This window comes from Streptomyces sp. CA-251387 (genome assembly GCF_050936625.1).
Taxonomy (GTDB): domain Bacteria; phylum Actinomycetota; class Actinomycetes; order Streptomycetales; family Streptomycetaceae; genus Streptomyces.
In genome coordinates, this window is the sequence record NZ_JBNJMJ010000001.1 from 4,363,111 (window position 1) to 4,383,220 (window position 20,110).

Annotated in this window: 23 protein-coding genes and 1 tRNA gene; 10 read left to right on the forward strand and 14 right to left on the reverse strand. The window is 69.2% G+C overall.

Going from position 1 to position 20,110, the window contains the following annotated elements:
• The first annotated feature begins 73 nt into the window (after positions 1-73).
• From ACQEV2_RS19360 to ACQEV2_RS19370, 3 genes are all read left to right on the forward strand, one after another.
• Positions 74-556, forward strand: coding sequence for a hypothetical protein (locus ACQEV2_RS19360; protein ID WP_433042738.1), 483 nt, complete (start codon positions 74-76; stop codon positions 554-556).
• A gap of 230 nt (positions 557-786) precedes the next feature.
• Positions 787-1,077 carry a hypothetical protein gene (locus tag ACQEV2_RS19365; RefSeq protein ID WP_433042741.1) on the forward strand — a complete coding sequence of 97 codons (291 nt, stop codon included), beginning with the start codon at positions 787-789 and terminating at the stop codon, positions 1,075-1,077.
• Positions 1,078-1,332: 255 nt separating this feature from the next.
• Positions 1,333-1,641, forward strand: a complete 309-nt coding sequence (locus ACQEV2_RS19370; RefSeq protein WP_433042744.1) for a hypothetical protein — start codon at positions 1,333-1,335, stop codon at positions 1,639-1,641.
• A 130-nt stretch (positions 1,642-1,771) separates the two neighbouring features.
• Here the strand turns inward: ACQEV2_RS19370 and ACQEV2_RS19375 are convergent, their stop codons facing one another.
• The 5 genes from ACQEV2_RS19375 to ACQEV2_RS19395 all read right to left on the reverse strand — a co-directional run bounded on the left by ACQEV2_RS19375 (position 1,772) and on the right by ACQEV2_RS19395 (position 4,355).
• Entirely contained in the window at positions 1,772-2,125 is a 354-nt protein-coding gene (locus ACQEV2_RS19375) for a hypothetical protein (RefSeq protein ID WP_433042747.1), read from the reverse strand.
• Between the two features lie 333 nt (positions 2,126-2,458).
• Positions 2,459-2,779 (reverse strand): hypothetical protein, encoded by a 321-nt coding sequence (locus ACQEV2_RS19380; protein WP_433042750.1) that lies wholly within the window; start codon positions 2,777-2,779, stop codon positions 2,459-2,461.
• Positions 2,780-3,138: 359 nt separating this feature from the next.
• Positions 3,139-3,531, reverse strand: a complete 393-nt coding sequence (locus tag ACQEV2_RS19385) for a hypothetical protein (protein ID WP_433042753.1) — start codon at positions 3,529-3,531, stop codon at positions 3,139-3,141.
• Positions 3,532-3,822: 291 nt separating this feature from the next.
• Positions 3,823-4,059, reverse strand: coding sequence for a hypothetical protein (locus ACQEV2_RS19390; protein ID WP_398818620.1), 237 nt, complete (start codon positions 4,057-4,059; stop codon positions 3,823-3,825).
• 221 nt (positions 4,060-4,280) lie between these two features.
• Positions 4,281-4,355 (reverse strand) — tRNA-Thr (locus ACQEV2_RS19395).
• A gap of 217 nt (positions 4,356-4,572) precedes the next feature.
• On the opposite strand from ACQEV2_RS19395, the gene ACQEV2_RS19400 reads away from it, so the two are divergent.
• The 3 genes from ACQEV2_RS19400 (at position 4,573) to ACQEV2_RS19410 (ending at position 7,154) form a co-directional block, all read left to right on the forward strand.
• Positions 4,573-5,661, forward strand: a complete 1,089-nt coding sequence (locus tag ACQEV2_RS19400) for an ABC transporter ATP-binding protein (RefSeq protein ID WP_433042757.1) — start codon at positions 4,573-4,575, stop codon at positions 5,659-5,661.
• Between the two features lie 221 nt (positions 5,662-5,882).
• Positions 5,883-6,338, forward strand: coding sequence for a hypothetical protein (locus ACQEV2_RS19405; protein WP_433042760.1), 456 nt, complete (start codon positions 5,883-5,885; stop codon positions 6,336-6,338).
• An 84-nt stretch (positions 6,339-6,422) separates the two neighbouring features.
• Entirely contained in the window at positions 6,423-7,154 is a 732-nt protein-coding gene (locus tag ACQEV2_RS19410) for a nucleotidyltransferase family protein (protein WP_433042763.1), read from the forward strand.
• A 467-nt stretch (positions 7,155-7,621) separates the two neighbouring features.
• Here ACQEV2_RS19410 and ACQEV2_RS19415 read toward each other — a convergent pair whose 3' ends face one another.
• The 6 genes from ACQEV2_RS19415 to ACQEV2_RS19440 form a co-directional block, all read right to left on the reverse strand.
• The gene (locus ACQEV2_RS19415; protein WP_433054583.1) at positions 7,622-9,280 is read right to left on the reverse strand and encodes a DoxX family protein; all 1,659 of its coding nucleotides are present in this window, start codon (positions 9,278-9,280) and stop codon (positions 7,622-7,624) included.
• 134 nt (positions 9,281-9,414) lie between these two features.
• Positions 9,415-10,356 carry a 23S rRNA (guanosine(2251)-2'-O)-methyltransferase RlmB gene (gene rlmB, locus ACQEV2_RS19420; RefSeq protein ID WP_433042766.1) on the reverse strand — a complete coding sequence of 314 codons (942 nt, stop codon included), beginning with the start codon at positions 10,354-10,356 and terminating at the stop codon, positions 9,415-9,417.
• 125 nt (positions 10,357-10,481) lie between these two features.
• Positions 10,482-11,879: a cysteine--tRNA ligase gene (gene cysS / locus ACQEV2_RS19425; protein WP_433042769.1), complete on the reverse strand. Its 1,398-nt coding sequence runs from the start codon at positions 11,877-11,879 to the stop codon at positions 10,482-10,484.
• An 86-nt stretch (positions 11,880-11,965) separates the two neighbouring features.
• Positions 11,966-12,463 carry a 2-C-methyl-D-erythritol 2,4-cyclodiphosphate synthase gene (gene ispF / locus ACQEV2_RS19430; protein WP_433042772.1) on the reverse strand — a complete coding sequence of 166 codons (498 nt, stop codon included), beginning with the start codon at positions 12,461-12,463 and terminating at the stop codon, positions 11,966-11,968.
• Entirely contained in the window at positions 12,453-13,229 is a 777-nt protein-coding gene (gene ispD, locus ACQEV2_RS19435) for a 2-C-methyl-D-erythritol 4-phosphate cytidylyltransferase (protein WP_433042775.1), read from the reverse strand. The genes ispF and ispD overlap by 11 nt, the downstream gene beginning before the upstream one ends.
• 285 nt (positions 13,230-13,514) lie before the next feature.
• A complete protein-coding gene (locus tag ACQEV2_RS19440) occupies positions 13,515-13,997 on the reverse strand; it encodes a CarD family transcriptional regulator (RefSeq protein WP_003953493.1) in 483 nt (160 codons plus the stop codon).
• Between the two features lie 626 nt (positions 13,998-14,623).
• Here ACQEV2_RS19440 and ACQEV2_RS19445 point away from each other — a divergent pair.
• A complete protein-coding gene (locus ACQEV2_RS19445) occupies positions 14,624-15,313 on the forward strand; it encodes a DUF461 domain-containing protein (protein WP_433042778.1) in 690 nt (229 codons plus the stop codon).
• Between the two features lie 86 nt (positions 15,314-15,399).
• Here ACQEV2_RS19445 and ACQEV2_RS19450 read toward each other — a convergent pair whose 3' ends face one another.
• Positions 15,400-16,080: a response regulator transcription factor gene (locus tag ACQEV2_RS19450; protein WP_015659563.1), complete on the reverse strand. Its 681-nt coding sequence runs from the start codon at positions 16,078-16,080 to the stop codon at positions 15,400-15,402.
• Entirely contained in the window at positions 16,077-17,351 is a 1,275-nt protein-coding gene (locus tag ACQEV2_RS19455; RefSeq protein WP_433042781.1) for a sensor histidine kinase, read from the reverse strand. The genes ACQEV2_RS19450 and ACQEV2_RS19455 overlap by 4 nt, the downstream gene beginning before the upstream one ends.
• A 455-nt stretch (positions 17,352-17,806) precedes the next feature.
• Here ACQEV2_RS19455 and phoU point away from each other — a divergent pair, with 455 nt between their 5' ends.
• The 3 genes from phoU to ACQEV2_RS19470 all read left to right on the forward strand — a co-directional run bounded on the left by phoU (position 17,807) and on the right by ACQEV2_RS19470 (position 19,571).
• Complete coding sequence (gene phoU / locus ACQEV2_RS19460; RefSeq protein ID WP_433042784.1) at positions 17,807-18,508, forward strand: phosphate signaling complex protein PhoU; 702 nt, start codon at positions 17,807-17,809, stop codon at positions 18,506-18,508.
• 454 nt (positions 18,509-18,962) lie between these two features.
• Complete coding sequence (locus ACQEV2_RS19465) at positions 18,963-19,211, forward strand: SCO4226 family nickel-binding protein (protein ID WP_433042787.1); 249 nt, start codon at positions 18,963-18,965, stop codon at positions 19,209-19,211.
• A gap of 108 nt (positions 19,212-19,319) precedes the next feature.
• Positions 19,320-19,571: an SCO4226 family nickel-binding protein gene (locus ACQEV2_RS19470; protein ID WP_433042790.1), complete on the forward strand. Its 252-nt coding sequence runs from the start codon at positions 19,320-19,322 to the stop codon at positions 19,569-19,571.
• A 73-nt stretch (positions 19,572-19,644) separates the two neighbouring features.
• On the opposite strand, the gene ACQEV2_RS19475 is transcribed toward ACQEV2_RS19470, so the two are convergent.
• Complete coding sequence (locus ACQEV2_RS19475; protein WP_433042793.1) at positions 19,645-19,959, reverse strand: hypothetical protein; 315 nt, start codon at positions 19,957-19,959, stop codon at positions 19,645-19,647.
• Between the last annotated feature and the right edge of the window lie 151 nt (positions 19,960-20,110).

Genomic DNA, 20,110 nt, shown 5'->3' on the forward strand with positions numbered 1-20,110 from the left:
CACAGGGTCAGAGCAATGGCTCACAGCACTTCCATACGTTCCATGAACAGGTCAATTGAAGGGCCGAGGTTCCATGCGCAAGCTTCAGCACGTCGCGCTCGTCGTCGCAGCAGCCAGTGGTCTGTCAGCCATCGGCGCCGGCCCCAGCGTCGCCGACGCCCCCGTGGCATACAGGGGCACCACTCCGCCCCCGGTCGGGCAGCAGGACGCCCAGGCCCACACCTGGACCCGGTCGCAGGCCAGCGTCCAGACCCCGGGCACTCAGAGCGCGCCGCAGCGACCGGCGGCCCCCCAGCGCGGTGCCGAGGTCAGCCCGCAGGTCAGCCCGCAGCTGAGCCCGCAGATCAACCCGCAGATCTCGCCCCAGTCGGCCCCGCAGTCCGACCCGCTCGGCCAGGCCAACCTGTTCCGTCCGTCCCAGGAGTGCAGCCCGCAGTCGCTGCTCAACGCGAACGTCCCGATCGCCGCCCTCGCGGCCGCCGACGCCCGCGGTGTCGACTGCGACCAGGCCAACAGCCAGGCGAACGCCGCCGCCCACGCCCGCGCGACCAGCTAGAGCGCGCCCTCGGCACCACCTGACAGGAACACAGTGCTGGTCACAGTCTTCAACAAACGGCTGTGACCAGCACTTTCTCTTTGTGCACTGCGGCTTCCGGGTGCTTCCGACACGAGATCGCGAATCCCGGCGCGTCGCTACGACATATCGGATATTTCCTATTATTCTCTCGTAACTGTACGAAGTCGATCTCTCACAGATCGCAACCACCTCACTCCACCGGAGATGACATGCACAAGCTTCGCAAGGCTGCCGTCCTGGTCGTCGCCCTCGGCAGCGTCGGAATCCTCAGCGCCGGCACCGCCGTCGCCGACCAGGGCGGTCACGGCGGCAAGGACGGGGGCAAGTTCAGCGTCCTGCAGAGCTCCTCCTGCAAGTCGCACGACCTCAACGTCGACGTCCTCGGCCAGGTCGGCATCCTGAACGGCCTGCTGGGCAACGCGCTCAACGGCGAGGGCAACGCCGGTGGGCAGGACACCCACCTCGGCTCGACCATGGGCTGCAACAACAGCGCTTTCTAAGCGCGTGACGGCCGCATAGCCGGCCGACGGCGGGAACTAGTCCCGGCACCGAGCCTCGAGCCCGGTGCCGGGACTCCTTTTTGTATCGTGACCCGTCATGCCGCGAGATATTTCCCGCCAATCGGCCAAGGCGGTGAGACTTCCCCGAATTCGGCGTGGCTCCGATTAATACCGAATATTTCCTATTAGCCTCTGTAACCGTTCGAAGTCGATCCGTTATGGATCGCAACCCTCTTCACTCCACCGGAGAAGAACATGCACAAGCTCCGCAAGGCCGCCGTCCTGGTCGCCGCCCTCGGGAGCGTAGGACTCCTGGGTGCCGGCGCTGCCCACGCCGACCAGGGCGGATGGGGCAAGAACGGCCGGGGCCACGGCGGCTCGAGCGTCAGCGTCCTGCAGAGCACCAGCTGCAAGTCGCACGACGCCAACGTCGACGTCCTCGGCCAGGTCGGCATCGCCAACGGCCTGGGCGGCAACCTGCTGAACGGCGAGGGCAGCGCCGGCACGCAGGAGACCGGCCTGGGCTCGTCGATGGGCTGCAACAACAGCGCCTTCGGCAAGTAGGCCAGACCCTCTCCTCGGTGCCCCGGCCGCAGGCCGGGGCACCGGTCTTTTGCCGGCCGGCCGCCGGCGGCGGAAAGCAGAAAATGCCGGACCGGGCGTAAATCCCGGTCCGGCATTTTCTGCTCGCGCCTCAGAACTTGAACTTGAACTTGGGCACTCGGAAACCCTTGGGCAGCTTGGTCTTGTTGGAGCATTCCACGACCGGACCGGACCGCAGAGACCCGCCGTTCAGCAGGCTCTCCTCGGGGAACGTGACGCGCGGCCGCTCGGTGATCTGGCAGTCCTGCTTCTGCTTGATGACATACCCGCGCTTGTTCTTGTAGAACTTCTCGCTCTTCTTGACGCAGACGATGTCCCCCTGGGCGGTGATGGTGCATTCGCCCTTGGGTTCGTCATCGGCGTACGCCGGCGCGGCACCGGCGTAGATCACGGCGAGAGCCCCGAGCAGTCCCGAGACGGTTGCGATCTTCTGTCGACCGATCATGTTCTGCGTTCCTTTGCCATCGAGGCCCGGGCGGCCGCGCCGACGACCGGCGCCCGCCCGAGCCTTGGAGAACGTCGAAATACGGGAACCCGTCGTCCGGCGTTCTCGACTTCGCCCGACGACGGAATTGAGGCAGCCCGGCCGCGCACCCCGAGGGGTCTGCCGCGCGTCCGGGCTGCATGTGCTGAGGGTCCGACGGATATCGATGCGCCTGTCGTGAGAACCGCCCTACGGGGCCGACCCTGACTCGGAATACGGAGCCATCCGCCCCGCGGCCGTCACGACGACGTCCACAGTGCCCTGAAACTCGCGCATCGATCCCTCGGTGCTTTGTTACTGAGCGGCGGTAGGAGCGGCGGCCGTGTACTCCCCGTAACCGGCCTCGGGCGCAGCGGCAGGCGCAGCAGCCGGCGCGGCGGCCGGAGCGGCCTCCGGCGCAGCGGCAGGAGCAGCCTGCGTGGTCGCCGGGGTGGCGTGCGCCTTGTCGTACGGAGCACCCCACGTGCCCGCGGCGTTGGCCGTCGAGGTGGCCACCGCGGTCACGTTCTGGGCGTCCCAGTCGCCCTCGTGGGCGAACGCGGAACCGGCAGCACCGAAAGCGGACAGCCCTGCGACCGCTGCAGCTACGACCGCAACGCGCTGAAACCTGCGCATAGTTAGACCCTTTCTTCCCGGGGCACGAAGCCCTGGCTTGACTACTTAGTGTGAGCATATACACGTAATCCGTAGCAATTTGGGATCTATGACCCTTCTCTGTGTCGTGTCGGCCCATGGCAAGGAGCCCTTTCGTCCGCCTCGCCATGGACGCCAAGGGAATTGAGGAAGCCGGTGCGCGGCCCTCGCGGGCCCACCCGTCCTCCCTTGAAAGGAACGACGTTTCCCCGAGGGCGAGTCACGGGCAGCGAGCGGCGGTCACCCGTTTGCCGAGCCCTGAAGACGCGGAAAGCAGCGGACGGCCGAACCGGTCAACCCGGCGCGGCCGTCCGCTGCTTGAGGGGGAAAGACGTCGCAGGTTACGCCCCGCCGCCGAACAGGTGCTGAAGAGCGCTGCCGACGGCCCCCGGGCTGATCTCATTGCTGTCCGTCGCCGGAGCCACCTCGGGCCCCAGGTCGCTGCAGGTGATGTGCGGGCCGATCCGCGTCTGCCCGTTGGAGAAAAGGCCCGGAGCGGGCACGCTCACGGGCTTGGTCGGCTGGCAGTTCACCGACCGGCGGACGATGAAGTTGTCACCCTCGGGCGTCTGGCCCACGATCCGCTGGGTGCAGTTGGTGTTGCCCTGGCTGTCAGTCGTGCAGGCGGGCGGGTCCGCGGCGGCGTGAGCCTGGGTGATGCCAATGCCGATACAGGTCATGGCGAGGCCGCCAAGAAGCCCCGAGATGGCCGCGATCTTCTTTCCGTTGAACATGTGATGCGTCTCCTTTGTGAGGGGTGCCCCGGACGCCGTGCGCAGCGAACCGCCGCGCCGGACCCGGGATGTCGGAGATACGGGCCCCGACGTCCAGCCATGTCCGGGCTGTTCGGGGCCGTTTCGCTTACGAAGGGAAGGAGTGACCTGGGCTTCGAGGTTCAGGTCGTGCGCCGCGACGGGCCACAGGAGCGGACCTGCGCTCCGGGCAGCCGTACAGGAACGGGCCCCCTCGGGGACTGACCCCGAAGGGGCCCGCGGAAGGCGTCGCGCACGACTACGCCGCCGACCTCAGCCAGTGAACGCGTTGTTGAACTGACCGCAGGTGGTGTCGAAGGTCTCGGAGAGACCGAGCACGGCGATCGGGAGGTCGCCCTCGGCCACCGTCTGCGGGCTGCACTCCTGGTAGGGGCGGTAGAGGTCGGTTGAGGTCGGCCTGACGTCGTAGGCGACACCGGTACCGGCACCGATGGCGGACAGGCTGCCGGCCGCCGCCGCGACGATCATGACCTGGTGAAGCTTGCGCATGGAACCCTCGGTTTTCATTACCTATAGATGAGGCTGATTGCCTACTGTGACTGAACGAACACTAGCAGTAGCGACCAGGTTCCATGTCGGTCCATATCCCGTGTCCTGGGCGGGAGATGGGATATGACGCACGCGCGCGGCGGGCATAAAAAATGCCTGACGTGACGGCCGCGGTGCGGAGCGTCACGCCAGGCTCTGTGGCGGATTGCCGATGCTGTCGGAGCCCCCTGTCGGATTCGAACCGACGACCTGCTGTTTACAAGACAGCCGCTCTGGACCAGCTGAGCTAAGGAGGCCTGCACGCGCTGTCACGCACGCGCCCGTGCAGTGTACCCAGGTTCCGAGCGGGCCCCGTCGAAAATTTCCGCGAAGTTCACATGCCTCCGGGTACTGACAGACCAGGCGAACGCCAGGTACCGTCCAGAGCCAGTCCGCACATGTGGACTAAACCAACCACCTTCCTACAACGGATCGTCCGGCACGTTCCTGCCGGTAGAAGGGGGCCCATTCACCATGGCCACTGTCTCGTTCGACAAGGCGACCCGGATCTACCCGGGCACCGAGAAGCCCGCCGTGGACGCGCTCGACATCCACATCGAGGACGGGGAGTTCCTCGTTCTGGTCGGCCCGTCCGGCTGCGGCAAGTCCACCTCGCTCCGCATGCTGGCGGGGCTCGAGGACGTCAACGCCGGCGCCATCCGCATCGGTGACCGCGACGTCACGCACCTGCCGCCGAAGGACCGGGACATCGCCATGGTGTTCCAGAACTACGCGCTGTACCCGCACATGACCGTCGCCGACAACATGGGCTTCGCGCTCAAGATCGCCGGCGTCAACAAGGCGGAGATCCGCAAGAAGGTCGAGGAGGCCGCGAAGATCCTCGACCTCACCGAGTACCTGGACCGCAAGCCGAAGGCCCTCTCCGGTGGTCAGCGTCAGCGTGTCGCCATGGGTCGCGCCATCGTGCGTGAGCCGCAGGTCTTCCTCATGGACGAGCCGCTGTCCAACCTGGACGCCAAGCTCCGTGTGTCGACCCGTACGCAGATCGCGTCGCTGCAGCGCCGTCTCGGCATCACCACCGTGTACGTCACCCACGACCAGGTCGAGGCCATGACGATGGGCGACCGCGTGGCGGTCCTCAAGGACGGTCTGCTCCAGCAGATCGACACCCCGCGCAACATGTACGACCGCCCGGCCAACCTCTTCGTCGCCGGCTTCATCGGCTCCCCGGCCATGAACCTGGTCGAGGTCCCGATCACCGACGGCGGTGTGAAGTTCGGCAACTCGGTCGTGCCGGTCGACCGTGACGCGCTCGCGGCCGCCCCCGACAAGACCGTCACCGTCGGCGTCCGCCCCGAGCACTTCGACGTGGCCGGCTCCGACTCGGACCAGGGTCTCGCGGTCACCGTCAACGTCGTCGAGGAGCTCGGCGCCGACGCGTACGTCTACGGCACCGCCAAGGTCGGCGAGGAGTCCAAGGACCTCGTCGTCCGCGTCAGCGGCCGTGACGTCCCGGAGAAGGGCAGCTCGCTGCACATCGTCCCGCGCGCCGGCGAGACCCATGTGTTCTCGACCTCCACGGGCGAGCGGCTCTCCGACTGAGGGCAGCACCAGGCAGTACAACCCCGGGTAATTCACCCAGGTTGACGAAGAGGGCCCCGCAGACTGCTGCGGGGCCCTCTTTTGTGTCGACAAATACCCCGGCAAATCGGCTCATTTCGAGGGCTGTGCGTCAACGTGCCGTTCAGGGAAGAGCACCATTTCGTCCCCCGAAACGGTGACCAAATGTCGCCATATCAGTACTGAACGCTACCCTCACTCGCGTGAAGCACTCCACCAACCCACAGACACGACGCGGCCACCGGGGCCCCGCCCGCCAGCTCGGCCGCACTCTCGCCCTTGTCCTGCCCGTCGTCCTGGTGCTCTCCGGGACCCTCGCGGTCACCCGGGTCAACTGGTCGGGGAACCCCTCGGACTCGGTGCTCGCCGCGACCGACGTCACGAGCGCGGGTGACGGGAAGAACGCCCCGCGCGCCCCACAGGACGTGCTGCGCGACCAGCTCCTGACCGAGCTGCAGGAGGAGAACCCTGGGGTCGCCCTGACCCACCTCCAGCAGGCCGTCCACGACCGTCCGTCGCTGGCCCGGCACTGCGCCTCGATCGCCCGTGCGCTCGGGCGGGCCGCGGTGCGGGTGTACGGTCCGACGCGTGCCCAGTCGTACGCCCGTCCCGTCTGCGACACCGCCTTCGCTTCGGGTGTGGCGGCTGCGCACAGCTGAACACTCCTTTTGCGGACGGTAACGGCTGATTAAGGAACGGTTGCCGGCGAATGCCGCGAGCGGGGCGCCGCGTACAGTTCGGTCATGACTGATCCGAATGCCGCGTCCCGCCCCGTTCAAGCCGTCGTCCTGGCCGGTGGCCAGGGGTCCCGGCTGCGTCCGTACACCGACGACCGGCCCAAGCCGATGGTCGAGATCCCCGGTACGGGGACGCCGATCATCGGCCACCAGCTCGCCTGGCTCGCCGAGGAGGGCGTGACGGACGTTGTGGTCAGCTGCGGGCATCTCGCGGAGGTGCTGCAGGACTGGCTGAAGTCGGCCGATCTTCCGGTGCGGGTCACGACCGTCGTCGAGACGGAGCCGCTCGGGCGGGGCGGCGGTCTGAAGTACGCGGCCGCGCATCTGCCACATCCCGAGCAGCCGTGGTACGCCACCAACGGCGACATCTGGACGCGCTTCTCGCTGCGCGACATGGCCGACTTCCACGCCGAGCGCGATGCCGTCGCGACGCTGGCGCTCGCGCGTCCTCGTATTCCGTGGGGTGCGGTGAAGACGGACGGCTTCGGTCACATCACCGACTTCATCGAGGCGCCGCCGTCGACCTTCGAGATCAACGCGGGCGTGTACGTCTTCTCCCCCGAATTCGCCGGTCTCCTCCCCGAGCGCGGCGACCACGAACGCACCACGTTTCCGCACCTGGCCCGTGAACGCCGGCTGGCCGGTTTCCCGATCCCGCAGGGGGCGTACTGGCGGGCCATCGACACGGCGAAGGACCTGACAGAGGCGGCGAAGGAACTGGCGGCGCTGGGGCGGTGAGGCCCGGCCTCCGGCGGTGGGGCCGGGGTGCCTGCGGCGGCCTGCGCGGGTTCGGTGGGGGTTCGCGTAGCGCTGCGGGTCGTTGTGGGTCGGGGCCGCGCCGGGGGGTGTCCGTCCTCGGACCGGCGGCCGGACTTAGGCCAGGAGGCACTGCGTGTTGACGCCGGCCACTGCGGGCGGACACCCCCCGGCACGTCCCCTTCCCGCCGTACGCGACCGCGGGCCCGCGGGGGTACGCGCCACCATGCCCGCTTAGCTGCGGGCAGTCGTGCCGCTGGGGCGGCACGGGTGGGCGCAGCGGCACCCCGCCAGCGCCGGGCCGCGCGACCCACCCCCGCCCAGCCCCCACGCCGGGCAACTGGGCAGCAGACAGCGCTGGCGCGGCCGTACGGGTACACGGCGAAGGGCCCCGGACGTCATCGTGTCCAGGGCCCTTCGGCGTGGTGCTCGGTGTTGGGTCGGCGGGGCTACCCCAACAGGCCGCCTACCAGGCCCGGTTCGCCGGAGGTGGAGCCTCCGTTGCCGGAGCCGCCGGTTGAGCCGCCGCCGGAGGTGGGGCCTCCGGAGGTCGGGCCGGTGCTGGTGCTGGGGGCGTCGTCGGCCGGGGTGGACTGCTGGGGCGGGGCCTGTCCCGTCGTGCCCTGCGTCTGGCTCGGCGCGGCGCCGGTCGCGCCCGTGTCGCTGGTGGCACCCGGCGTGGTCGCCGCGCCCGACGGGGTGGCCGCTCCCGACGTGGCTCCCTGGGTCGGGGAGTTGGAGGCGGACGGCGTCTTCTTGTGCCTGTCGGGCTCCTGCGGGAACGGGGAGCCGGGCAGTTCGTTGCGCGGGGCCTCGCCGGGGCCGGGGACGACCACCCGGTCGGCGTCGCGGACGGCGCCGCCGAGGAGCGAGCCGATGAGGAGGGTGAGGCCGCTGACGATCGCGGTGACCAGGGCGCCGCGGCGGAGGACGTAGTTGCGCAGCTCCCAGATGTCGGAGCGGGGGCCCAGGCGCCGCCAGGCCATGCCGGCGAGGCGGCCGTCGATGGAGTAGACGGGGGCGCCGGCGATGATCAGCGGGGACCAGGCGGCGAGGTAGATGATGTCGGGGGCGTCGTAGGCCGGGACGCTCTTCCAGCTGACCGTGACCAGGAGTGCGGCGGACAGCAGTGCACCGACGACCGCGGCTACCCGCTGCCAGCAGCCCAGGACCGTGAGGACGCCGACGATGACCTGGAAGAAGGCGATGACCAGGCCGGAGCCGATCGGGTGCTCGAGGGCGAACTGGCGGAGCGGTTCGGCCACTTCCCAGGGGTGCAAGGTGTTGAGCCACTTCACCATCGAGCCGCGCTTGCCGCCGTCGAAGTAGACGGGGTCGCAGAGCTTGCCCATGCCGGCGTAGATGGAGATGAAGCCGAGGAAGACGCGGAGGGGGAGGAGGACGACGCCGAGGTTCATGCGGCGGCCGGGGTAGTAGGCGTGCCGTGCCGGGTCGTCGCCCAGGCGCTTGGGCGGTGCGCCGGTCCTGTTCTGTCCGTCGGGCCCGTCCGGCCCGTCCGGTCCATCCAGGTCCTCGAACTCCTCGTCCTCGTACGGGAGTTCCTCGTCGTACGCGCTCTCGACCGTGCGCATGTTGGGCAGCAGCCGGGTCTCCACCGACTCGTGCGTGCGCTGGGCGCCGACGATCGGCGTCTCGACGGTCTGCGTCAACTCGTCGTCGTAGCCGCCGTCGTAGCCGCCGACGCCTACGCGCGGGATGACCTGGGTGGCTCCTGCGGGGACCGGCTCGTCGCCGTGGCGGACGCTGCCGTCCCGCACGGCCTGGAGCAGGCGGTGGGCGCCGGTGTCGTCCGGCGCGGACGTGCCGTTCCAGACGGCGACTCGGCGGCGGGCGGCGGGGGCCGCGCCCGCTCTGCCGGCCGCATTGACGACGGGGATGCGGGCGGTGTCCTCGGTGGCGCTCAGGTGCCGTGCGATGCGCGAAGATTTGGTGCGCCCGGTCGACGCGCCCAACAGCACGCGGAAACTCGCGTGATTGACGATGATCTGCGCCGGATCGCTCGGCACCTTCACCATGCTCAGCGCGGGAGCGTCGTCGTATCCCGACGAGCGGTCCCCCGTGGGTGTGCGGGGTGTTCTGGTGTCCACACTCAACTAACCGAGTGACGTGTGGTTAGGACACTGCTTTGACCGGTCCGATCTGTCCGGACCCCGTCAAAGATGCGCAGGTCGCACCACTGTCACCAGAATTAACCCGCACGGGTGATGCCACGGATGTCTGTTCAGACGCGTCGGCGGGCCGCCTCGTAGAGGACGATTCCTGCCGCCACACCGGCGTTCAACGACTCCGCGCCGCCCGGCATCGGGATGCGTACGCGGAAGTCGCACGTCTCACCGACCAGGCGGGACAGGCCCTTGCCCTCGCTGCCGACCACGATGACGACCGGACCCGCCAGGGCCTCCAGGTCGCCGAGTTCGACCTCGCCGTCGGCGGCCAGACCGACGACCACGATGCCCGCCTTCTTGTACGCCTCCAGGGCGCGGGTGAGGTTCGTGGCGCGGGCGACGGGTGTGCGGGCCGCCGTGCCGGCGGATGTCTTCCAGGCGCCTGCCGTCATGCCTGCCGCACGCCGCTCCGGTACGACGACTCCGTGGCCGCCGAAGGCCGAGACCGAGCGGACCACGGCACCCAGGTTGCGCGGGTCGGTCACGCCGTCGAGGGCGACGATCAGCGGGTCCTCGCCCGCGTCGGCGGCGGCGTCGGCGAGGTCCTCGGGGTGGGCGTACTCGTAGGGCGGGACCTGCAGGACGAGGCCCTGGTGGTTGAGGCCGTTCGTCATGCGGTCCAGCTCGGGGCGCGGGGCCTCCATGAGGTTGATGCCGCCGCGGTCCGCGGCGAGCTGGAGGGCCTCGCGGACGCGCTCGTCGTTGTCGATGAACTGCTGGACGTAGAGGGTGGAGGCCGGGACGCCTCCGCGCAGTGCCTCGACGACCGGGTTGCGGCCGACGACCAGTTCGGAGGTGCCCTTGCCGCCGCGCCCGCGGGCTGCGGGACGCCGCTGGGCCTGCTTGGCCTTGGCGGTGGCGATGCGGTTCTTCTTGTGCCCCTTGCGCATCTCGGCGGGCGGGGTGGGGCCCTTGCCTTCCAGGCCCCGGCGTCGCTGGCCGCCGCTGCCGACCTGCGCGCCCTTCTTGCCGGACATGCGGCGGTTGTTCGCGGCCATGACCTACCTGTCTGTCGTGAGGCGTTCGTACGTACGTCTTTTTCGTATGTACATCTATTACGTCTATGAAGTGTGCCGCCCGGAGGCCCGGACGGCACAATCGATCTTCCCGGGCACGAGCCCGGTCAGCGCGGGCCCAGGCTCCAGCGCGGGCCCTGCGGGCTGTCCTCGATGACGAGGCCCGACTGGTTGAGCTGGTCACGGATGGCGTCCGCGGTGGCCCAGTCCTTGCGGGAGCGGGCAGCCTCGCGCTGGTCGAGGACCATACGGACCAGGGTGTCGACCACGCCGTGCAGATCCTCGCCGCGGTCGGTCTCGCCGGCCCAGTGCGGGTCGAGCGGGTCCAGGCCCAGGACGCCGAGCATGGCCCGCACCTCGGCCAGCCGCGCCACGGCCGCTTCCTTGTCGTCGGCGGCCAGTGCGCTGTTGCCCTGCCGGACGGTGGTGTGCACGACGGCGAGCGCCTGCGGGACGCCCAGGTCGTCGTCCATCGCCTCGGCGAAGGCGAGCGGCACCTCGGCGGACGGCTCGACGACGCCCGCCTTCTCCACCACGCGCTGCACGAAGCCCTCGATGCGCGCGAACGCCGACTCGGCCTCGCGCAGGGCCTCCTCGCTGTACTCGATGGTCGAGCGGTAGTGCGGGGTGCCCAGGTAGTAGCGCAGGACGATCGGGCGCCACTGCTTGACCATCTCGGACACGAGCACGCTGTTGCCGAGCGACTTCGACATCTTCTCGCCGCTCATGGTGACCCAGGCGTTGTGCACCCAGTACCGGGCGAACTCGTCGCCGTACGCCTTGGCCTGGGCGATCTCGTTCTCGTGGTGCGGGAAGATCAAGTCGAGTCCGCCGCCGTGAATATCGAAGGCGGAGCCGAGGTACTTGTGCGCCATCGCCGAGCACTCCAGGTGCCAGCCCGGACGGCCCCGGCCCCACGGCGTCTCCCAGTCGGGCTCGCCCGGCTTGGCGGCCTTCCACATCGCGAAGTCGCGCGGGTCCCGCTTGCCGGTGATGCCCTCCTCGGCGGGCTGGCGCATCTCGTCGAGGTCCTGCCGGGACAGCTCCAGGTAGGAGGGCCAGGACCGGACGTCGAAGTAGACGCTGCCGTCCGCCTCGTAGGCGTGTCCGCGCTCGATGAGGCCGCGCATCATCTCGACCATCTCGGTGACATGGCCGGTGGCGCGTGGCTCGTACGTCGGCGGGAGGCAACCGAGGGCGGTGTAGCCGTCGGTGAAGGCGCGCTCGTTCTCGTAGCCGATGGACCACCAGGGGCGGTTCTGGTCGACGGACTTGGTGATGATCTTGTCGTCGATGTCCGTGACGTTCCTGATGAACGTCACGTCATAGCCGCGGTACGTGAACCAGCGGCGCATGATGTCGAAGTTCAGCCCCGAGCGGATGTGCCCGATGTGCGGCGCGGCCTGCACGGTGGCGCCACAGAGGTAGATCGAGACACAGCCCGGCTGGAGCGGGGTGAAGTCACGGATCTGCCGGGCACTGGTGTCGTACAGGCGAATAGTCACGACACCAGGGTAGTGGGCCGAGGATGGTGGATCGGACGCTTGGGTGCAAGTCCGTCCGCGGGTGGGCGGAAATCACCTGCCACGCCTCAACCGACCCGCACCACCAGCGCCGTCGCCACCGCCATCAGGCCCTCGTCCCGGCCCGGGAAACCCAGCCCGTCCGTTGTCGCCCCCGACACGGACACCGGTGCGCCGGCCGCCTCCGACAGGATCTTCTGGGCCTCGTCGCGCCGCTTGCCGATCTTCGGGCGCGGGCCGACGACCTGGACCGCGATGTTGCCGATCCGGAAGCCCGCCTCGCGCACAATGCGGGCCGCCTCGGTGAGGAGTACGACACCCGAGGCGCCCGACCACTCCGGCCGCCCCGTGCCGAAGTGCTGACCCAGGTCGCCGAGGCCTGCTGCCGAGAACAGGGCGTTGCAGGCGGCGTGGGCGACGACGTCCGCGTCGGAGTGGCCGGCGAGGCCCGGTCCTTCGCCCTCCCACTTCAGGCCCGCGCACCACAGCTCGCGGCCCTCCTCGAAGGCGTGGATGTCGGTGCCGATGCCCACCTGGGGCAGCACCGGAAGCTGCTCAGAAGCCATCGTTGAGCCTCCGGCGTGCCAGGACCGCCTCGGCCAGGACCAGGTCCAGCGGGCGGGTGACCTTGAAGGCCTCCTCGTGGCCGGGGACGACCACGACCGTCAGGCCGAGCTGTTCGACCATGCTCGCGTCGTCGGTGACGTCGTCGGTCACCGTCTCGTGGGCACGGATCAGCGTGGCGCGGTCGAAGCCCTGGGGGGTCTGTACGGCGCGGAGGCGGGCGCGCTGCGGGGTGGCCACCACCGGTTCGGGGTCGCCCGTGGCCTTGGCCGGCTCGACCTCCTTGACCGTGTCCGCGAGCGGCAGCGCGGGCACGACGGCCGGTGCTCCGTCGCGGACGGCCTCGATCACCGCGTCGACCGTGTCCACCGGCACCAGTGGGCGCGCCGCGTCGTGCACCAGCACGATGTCGTAGTCCGGCGGCAGCGCGTCCAGGCCGAGCTTCACGGACTCCTGGCGGGACTCCCCGCCGGGGACCACCAGGAAGTCGGTGCGCTCGGGCAGCGCGTGCACGTCGAGCAGGCTCTTGACCTCGGCGGCGCCGTCGGGCGGGGCCACGACGACCACCAGGGAGACGGCGCGGGAGGCGGCCATCGCGCGTACGGCGTGGATGAGCATGGGCGTGCCGTTCAGCGCGCGGAGCGCCTTGGGGGCGCCCGGACCGAGGCGTACGCCCCGGCCGGCGGCCGGGATCACGACGGCCGTACGGGTGCCGGCGGTCGTCCCACTGCGGACTTCCGAAGACGAAGGGCGCGAAACGTCAGACATCGGTTCCTGTCAGGTTTGTGTGCTCGGCCTACTTGGGTATGGCCACAGCGTGCCGGGCGCGACGCCTTGACGGACCCTTCCGTGACAGTCGGTCGAGCCAGCTGCCCGGGCCCGGCACGTCCAGTATCGGGGGCGCCTCCGACAGAGACGTACCGCACAGGAACGTACAGCGCCTGTGAGCGAACATGCCGCAGCGCCCGGCGACAGCAATTGCGTCATCGGGCACCGCGGCACTTCTTTTAAAACAACACAGCAACTGTGCTGAACTGAGGCGGACGGACCGCGTCAGGACGCGAGAACCTCGTCGAGCAGGGCCTCGGCCTTGTCCTCGTTGGTGTTTTCCGCGAGGGCGAGCTCGCTCACCAGGATCTGGCGGGCCTTGGCAAGCATGCGCTTCTCACCGGCGGAGAGGCCACGCTCACGCTCACGACGCCACAGGTCACGCACGACTTCCGCGACCTTGATGACATCGCCGGAGGCGAGCTTCTCCAGATTTGCCTTGTAACGACGAGACCAGTTCGTGGGCTCCTCGGCGTACGGCGCGCGCAGCACCTCGAAGACCCGGTCCAGCCCGTCCTGACCGACCACATCACGCACGCCGACGAACTCCGCATTGTCCGCTGGCACACGCACCGTCAGGTCACCCTGGGCGACCTTCAGCACCAAGTAGGTCTTGTCCACGCCTTTGATCTGGCGAGTTTCGATGGCCTCGATCAGCGCGGCCCCGTGATGGGGATAGACCACGGTGTCGCCAACCTTGAACGTCATGTGACAGGTACCCCTTCCGTGGCTATCCAGGGTAACACGGATACGGCGTCTTCTGAATGGCGTTTTCGCAGGTCAGGGCATATCTCGGGGCTTGACAACTCCGACAGGAACGTGCTTCGCGGGCCGATCGGAAGAAGGTATTCGCAGGTCGGAGCGGCTCTGCGGGTGAGGTGAAACGCGCACGTTACACACATCCGGAGGCACGTCCGAGCGGCCGAACGTCCACATATGTCCGCTTCCAAGTGTGCGACTTCCGCTACTCCGTTCGGTGTCCTGAGTCGGGTACCGGACGAATCCGGAATTGATCACGCCCCGGGCCGGGAGCCCGACTGGTGATCAATTCCGGGAGGGCCGCGCATTCCTTCACGGAAATTTTGCGCCGCCGCTTGCGAGGGACTTATGTGAATGGCGGACGAGCACGCGGGCAATGTGACTGATGGGTCACTTGTGGGTGACGGGACGGATCACGGAAGAGGTACGGAAGAGGTGCTTCGGCGGTAGTTCGGCCGCTCAGGGGAGGGTCGGGTGCGGTCGCGCGGGAACGGCTCGGTAACCTAAGGCCGCTGACAGACACTTAGGGCGGCTTTACGCGCCCGCCCCGTTCGAGTCAAGGAGTTGCCGCCGCCGTGAGCAGCAGCCTTCGACGCGGCGCCCTCGCCGCTGCCGCCATCGCGTTCTCGATCGCCTCGCTCGCCGCGTGCGGAGCCGGCAACAACAGCCAGACGCTGGAGATCAAGCCGGACAACGCGGCGACCACGGTCGGCGACATCAAGATCCAGAACGCGATCGTCATCACCCAGCCCGACCTGGAGTCGACCGGCCCGGCCGCGATCTCCGCGACTCTGTTCAACTCCGGCAAGACCGCCCAGACCCTCGACGCGATCAAGGTGGACGGCACCGACAAGACCGCCGAGCTCAAGCCCGCCAAGGGCGGCAGCCTGACCATCCCGGCCGGCGGCTCGCTGATCATCGGCGGCAAGGACAACGCCTCCGCCGTGCTGCCCAGCAGCCGCGAGGCCATCCAGGACGGCAACGCCCAAAAGATCACCTTCACCTTCAGCAAGACCGGTGACGTGAGCCTGCGCGCGTTCGTCGTCCCGGCCGAGCACTACTTCGAGGGCTGGGGCCCGAGCCAGGTCCCGGCGACGCCGGGCGCGTCCGCCTCTCCGTCCAAGCCCGCCACCAGCGGCACGCCGACCGACGAGGCCTCCGCGAGCGTGACGCCGACCGAGGGCGCCGAGGCCGGGGCCGGCACCGGCACCGCGGGCGCGCCGAACCCGTCCGACAGCGCCTCGCAGACGGTGGCCGGTCACTGAGCGGTCGTACGGCATCTCCACAGCCGTAGACGAAGGGCGGGACCCCGTGCGATCGGGGTCCCGCCCTTCGTCGTGCCGAGTGCGGTTTACGGCTCGAACTTGTAGCCGAGGCCGCGCACCGTCACCAGGTACCGCGGCGCGCCCGGGTCCGGCTCGATCTTCGCGCGCAGGCGCTTGACGTGGACATCGAGGGTCTTGGTGTCGCCGACGTAGTCGGCGCCCCAGACGCGGTCGATGAGCTGCATACGGGTGAGGACGCGGCCTGCGTTGCGCAGGAGCATCTCCAGGAGGTCGAACTCCTTGAGGGGGAGGTCGACCTTGGAGCCGGAGACCGTCACGACGTGGCGGTCGACGTCCATGCGGACCGGGCCCGCCTCCAGGGCGGCCGGGGTCACCTCCTCCGGCTCGCCGCGGCGGCGCAGGACGGCCCGGATACGGGCGACCAGCTCGCGCGAGGAGAACGGCTTGGTGACGTAGTCATCGGCTCCTATTTCCAGACCGACGACCTTGTCGATCTCACTGTCCTTGGCGGTGACCATGATCACCGGAACGTTGGAACGGCCGCGCAGCTGGCGGCACACTTCGGTGCCCGGCAGGCCGGGCAGCATCAGGTCGAGGAGGACGAGGTCGGCGCCGTTGCGCTCGAACTCGTCGAGTCCGTCGGGCCCGGTGGTCGCGACCGCGACCTCGAAGCCCTCTTTGCGGAGCATGTACGACAGGGCGTCGGAGAAGGACTCCTCGTCCTCGACGACGAGCACACGGGTCACGGAAGGACCTCCGGGGCGGAAAGCGTTTCGTACGCGGTTGAATCGGGGGATTCGGCGGATGAGCGGGCGGACTGACCGGCCTCGTCGTCGAGGTCGGGGTGCTGCTGTGCGCGGTCGCGGGCCGCACCGGCCTCCGGCAGCCGCAGGGTGAACGTGGAGCCCTGTCCCTCGGAGCTCCACACCGTGACCTCCCCGCCGTGCGAGGCGGCCACGTGCTTGACGATCGCGAGACCGAGGCCGGTGCCACCGGTGGCCCGGGAACGGGCCGGGTCGACGCGGTAGAAGCGCTCGAAGATGCGCTCCTTGTCCTTGTCCGAGATGCCGATGCCCTGGTCGGTGACGGCGATCTCGATGAGGTCCCCGCCGGGGCTGTTCACCCGGCGGGCGGCGATGCCGACGCGGGTGCGGGCGGGCGAGTAGTTGACGGCGTTCTCGACGAGGTTGCCGAGCGCGGCGGCGAGCTGGCCGCGGTTGCCCCAGATGCTGAGGTCCTGGGTGCCTCCGGCGGCCATGGTGATCTGCTTCGTCCCGGCGACGTGCCGGCAGCGGTCCATCGCCTCGGCGACGAGCTCGTCGACGCGGACGGGCTCGGCGTCCTCCAGCGGGTCGTCGTTCTGGACCCGGGAGAGGTCGATGAGCTCCTGCACCAGGTTGGTGAGCCGGGTCGCCTCGATCTGCATACGGCCGGCGAAGCGCTGTACGGCCTCGGGGTCGTCGGAGGCGTCCATGACGGCCTCGGACAGCAGGGAGAGCGCGCCGACGGGCGTCTTCAGCTCATGGCTCACGTTCGCGACGAAGTCGCGCCGCACCGCCTCTATCCGCCGGGCCTCGGTGAGGTCCTCGACGAGGAGGAGGACGAGGCGGGAGCCGAGGGGCGCGACGCGGGCGGAGACGGCCAGGGCCTCGCCGCGACCGGTTCCCCGCCTCGGCAGGTCCAGCTCGACCTGCCGTATCTCGCCGTCCCGTCTCGTGTCCCGGGCCATCTGGAGCATGGGCTCGACGGAGAGCTTGCCGCCGCGCACCAGTCCGAGGGCGTACGCCGCCGAGCTGGCCTTGACCACGGCGTCCCCTTCGTCGAGGACGACGGCGGAGGAGCGCAGCACCGACAGGACCGTGTCCACGCCGGGCGGCAGGACCGGGTCGGTGTGCAGGGAGGTTCGGGTGGGTCGCTTCAGGTCGCGTTCGCTCCAGCGGAACGCCAGCATGGCGATGACACCGGTAAGCACCCCGGCGATCGCTGCCGCTGCGGCGACCGCCGCGTTCACGTCCATGCATCCAGGTTAGGCATGGGGCAGGCGGTGGCCACAGCCGTCGGAGGGCGAGCTCGAACACTCGTCGCCCAGAGTTCACCTTGGAGCCAGTGGTGGTTCATTTGGGGTGGCGGAAACGGACGCGTAGGGGCCGGATCGTGGGAGCGTCGGGTTCGCCCTGGCGGTTTAGCGTGGAGATCACACTGGCGGTTTCACGACAGTCCGACTGACGTTTTCGCGACAGTCTTACTGTCGGAGGTCACGACCGTAAGACTGTCCGCTCGACGGTTTGACCGGTTTGTTGACGAGAAGACTGTCGGTTCGAACGACAAGACCGACGGTTCGACGGACAAGACGGACAAGACGGATAGCAATCCGGATCGCAACAAGCCGGATAAAGCGGATAAGACTGACGGCTCGACGGCAGTCTCCTGGCCCCCGGAACCCCCGAGGCAGACGTAAGAGAGGGACCCCTGATGCGGGACGCGTACCACGAGGAACTGGACTCGATCGGCGACAGCCTGGTCGAGATGGCCCGGATGGTCGGGTCGGCGATCGGGCGCGCCACGACGGCGATCCTCGACGCCGACCTGAAGCTGGCCGAAAGCGTGATCGAGGCCGACCAGAAGGTCGACGACCTCCAGCACGACCTGGAGGCGCGCGCCATAGCGCTGCTCGCCCGACAGCAGCCGGTGGCGACGGACCTGCGTATCGTCGTGACCTCGCTGCGGATGTCGGCGGACCTGGAGCGCTCGGGCGACCTCGCCCAGCACGTGGCGAAGCTCACGCGGCTGCGCTACCCGGAGCGCGCGATCCCGCAGGACCTGCACGCGACCATCCTGGAGATGGGCCAGCTCGCGCAGCGCCTGATGGCGAAGGCGGCCGAGGTGATCGTCACCAAGGACGTCGACCTCGCGCTGCAGCTGGAGCAGGACGACGACGCGATGGACCTCCTCCACCGCACGCTCTTCCAGCACCTGATGGACGAGCGCTGGAAGCACGGCATCGAGACGGCCGTGGACGTGACGCTGCTCGGCCGCTACTACGAGCGGTACGCCGACCATGCGGTGGCCGTGGCCAAGCGCGTGGTGTACCTGGTGACGGGTGAGCATGCGGATGAGCTCCAGGCCGACCTTCAGCCGGAGATTCAGCCGGTTTCGGGGGCCGAAGGGGCGTAGGCGCCTCTCCTGCGCGGGCTTGCGGGGGCCTGTTCGGGGCGTGCGCAAGCCTCAGTGCGCCGTTGATGCGCCCAGCGGGGCGGGCATGGAATGGGCACAGGCTCCAGCCTCGAGGAGGGACCATGGCCGAATCCCCCAGCACCCCCGGCACGACACCCGACCCCACCCAGGAACGCCCGACCGAGCAGCCCGCCGACATCAGGAGCCTCCCGCTCTTCGGCGCCTGCGGCTGTGGCTCGGGCTGTGGGTGCGGGTGCCAGTCGGGGAATCCTTGCCAGTGCGGGTGAGGAGAGACCTCGTACGACGGTGAAGGGCCCCGGTGAACATGCCGGGGCCCTTCGTCGTGCTGGTCGTCTCGTCGTGCTGGTCGTCCCGGACGGGCGCAGCATGGAAGGAGAGCAGGCGACCGCACTCCGAGGACCGGAAGTCCGAGGATCGTAAGGAGGTGCGAGGCATGGCTCAGTTCATGGACGTACACCACAACATGAAGGGCATCACGGCCGACCAGCTTCGGGAGGCCCACAACGCGGACCTCGCCATAGAGAAGGACGAGCGCGTGCACTTCGAGCGGGCGTGGGCGGACCCCGAGTCCGGCGTCGTCTACTGCCTCTCCGAGGCCCCTTCGGCCGAAGCGGTCCAGCGCATCCATGAGCGCGCCGGGCACAAGGCCGACGAGATCCATCCGGTTCCGCTGACGGTCTGAGGACGCGGACGCGGGAGCGGTGGGGGTGCATCGGGAAGACCGGGGCATCGGGAAGACGGGGTGCATCGGAAAGCGGGGGTGGATCGGGAAGAAGGAGGTGCGAGGCCCGTGACACGGTTCATGGACGTCCACCACGGCATGCGGGGCATCACGGCCGAACAGCTGCAGCAGGGACACGACGCCACCGCCGCCGTCGAGGCGGAAGAAGGAGTCCACTTCGAACACGCCTGGGCGGACCCGGAGTCCGGCACGGTCTACTGCCTCAGTGACGGCCCCTCGGCCGAGGCGGTGAAGCGCGCCCACGAACGCGGGGGTGGCGCGGCGCCGGACGAGATCCATGCGGTGCCGCTGATGGTCTGAGCCGCGCCGCCGCCCAGAACGGCATTGCGGCCTCTGGTCCCCTGCCTGCCGACGTCGCGGGCAGGGGATTCCGTCAGTCCGCGACCTTGCAGGCGACTGCTGTGACGACGAGGTCCGACTCGACGTAGTAGTCGGCGATGTCGGAGGGGCCCACACCGGAGGGCGGTACGGGCATCGGCGTCAGGGTCGGCATACGGGTGGGCGTGGGGGTGGAGGTGGGAGCGGGTGTCGTACCCGAACACGCCCAAGAAGTGCTCGTCGAGGACGGCTTCGGCTGCGGCCCGGAGGTCGGCTCGATCCCGTCGTTGATCGACTCCGTGAACGCCCATCCGCCGACCACCAGCACGGCCCACCCCCCGACCAGCCACGCTTTGGCCCGCCCGCTCATCCCGCCCCCGCCCCGAAGTCCCACCGCCGGCCTGGCACGACAGCCGACCAGTCTGCCCATTGTGCGTGGCCGCCACGCCGGCGCCCATGGGTGCCTCTGCCTACGGTGGGTCAACCGCCATAACGGCGGCGCAAATCCTCGGTGACCCTCG

Bases quoted from the DNA above. Each gene is read 5' to 3' on its own strand.
- ispF (WP_433042772.1), bottom strand. From the start codon at position 12,463: ATGGCTTCTGAGCAGCTTCCGGTGCTGCCCCAGGTGGGCATCGGCACC.
- phoU (WP_433042784.1), top strand. From the start codon at position 17,807: ATGCGGGACGCGTACCACGAGGAACTGGACTCGATCGGCGACAGCCTG.
- ACQEV2_RS19465 (WP_433042787.1), top strand. From the start codon at position 18,963: ATGGCTCAGTTCATGGACGTACACCACAACATGAAGGGCATCACGGCC.
- ACQEV2_RS19370 (WP_433042744.1), top strand. From the start codon at position 1,333: ATGCACAAGCTCCGCAAGGCCGCCGTCCTGGTCGCCGCCCTCGGGAGC.
- ispD (WP_433042775.1), bottom strand. From the start codon at position 13,229: ATGTCTGACGTTTCGCGCCCTTCGTCTTCGGAAGTCCGCAGTGGGACG.
- ACQEV2_RS19390 (WP_398818620.1), bottom strand. From the start codon at position 4,059: ATGCGCAAGCTTCACCAGGTCATGATCGTCGCGGCGGCGGCCGGCAGC.
- ACQEV2_RS19365 (WP_433042741.1), top strand. From the start codon at position 787: ATGCACAAGCTTCGCAAGGCTGCCGTCCTGGTCGTCGCCCTCGGCAGC.
- ACQEV2_RS19360 (WP_433042738.1), top strand. From the start codon at position 74: ATGCGCAAGCTTCAGCACGTCGCGCTCGTCGTCGCAGCAGCCAGTGGT.
- ACQEV2_RS19375 (WP_433042747.1), bottom strand. From the start codon at position 2,125: ATGATCGGTCGACAGAAGATCGCAACCGTCTCGGGACTGCTCGGGGCT.
- ACQEV2_RS19410 (WP_433042763.1), top strand. From the start codon at position 6,423: ATGACTGATCCGAATGCCGCGTCCCGCCCCGTTCAAGCCGTCGTCCTG.
- rlmB (WP_433042766.1), bottom strand. From the start codon at position 10,356: ATGGCCGCGAACAACCGCCGCATGTCCGGCAAGAAGGGCGCGCAGGTC.
- ACQEV2_RS19440 (WP_003953493.1), bottom strand. From the start codon at position 13,997: ATGACGTTCAAGGTTGGCGACACCGTGGTCTATCCCCATCACGGGGCC.
- ACQEV2_RS19475 (WP_433042793.1), bottom strand. From the start codon at position 19,959: ATGAGCGGGCGGGCCAAAGCGTGGCTGGTCGGGGGGTGGGCCGTGCTG.
- ACQEV2_RS19380 (WP_433042750.1), bottom strand. From the start codon at position 2,779: ATGCGCAGGTTTCAGCGCGTTGCGGTCGTAGCTGCAGCGGTCGCAGGG.
- ACQEV2_RS19400 (WP_433042757.1), top strand. From the start codon at position 4,573: ATGGCCACTGTCTCGTTCGACAAGGCGACCCGGATCTACCCGGGCACC.
- ACQEV2_RS19385 (WP_433042753.1), bottom strand. From the start codon at position 3,531: ATGTTCAACGGAAAGAAGATCGCGGCCATCTCGGGGCTTCTTGGCGGC.
- ACQEV2_RS19455 (WP_433042781.1), bottom strand. From the start codon at position 17,351: ATGGACGTGAACGCGGCGGTCGCCGCAGCGGCAGCGATCGCCGGGGTG.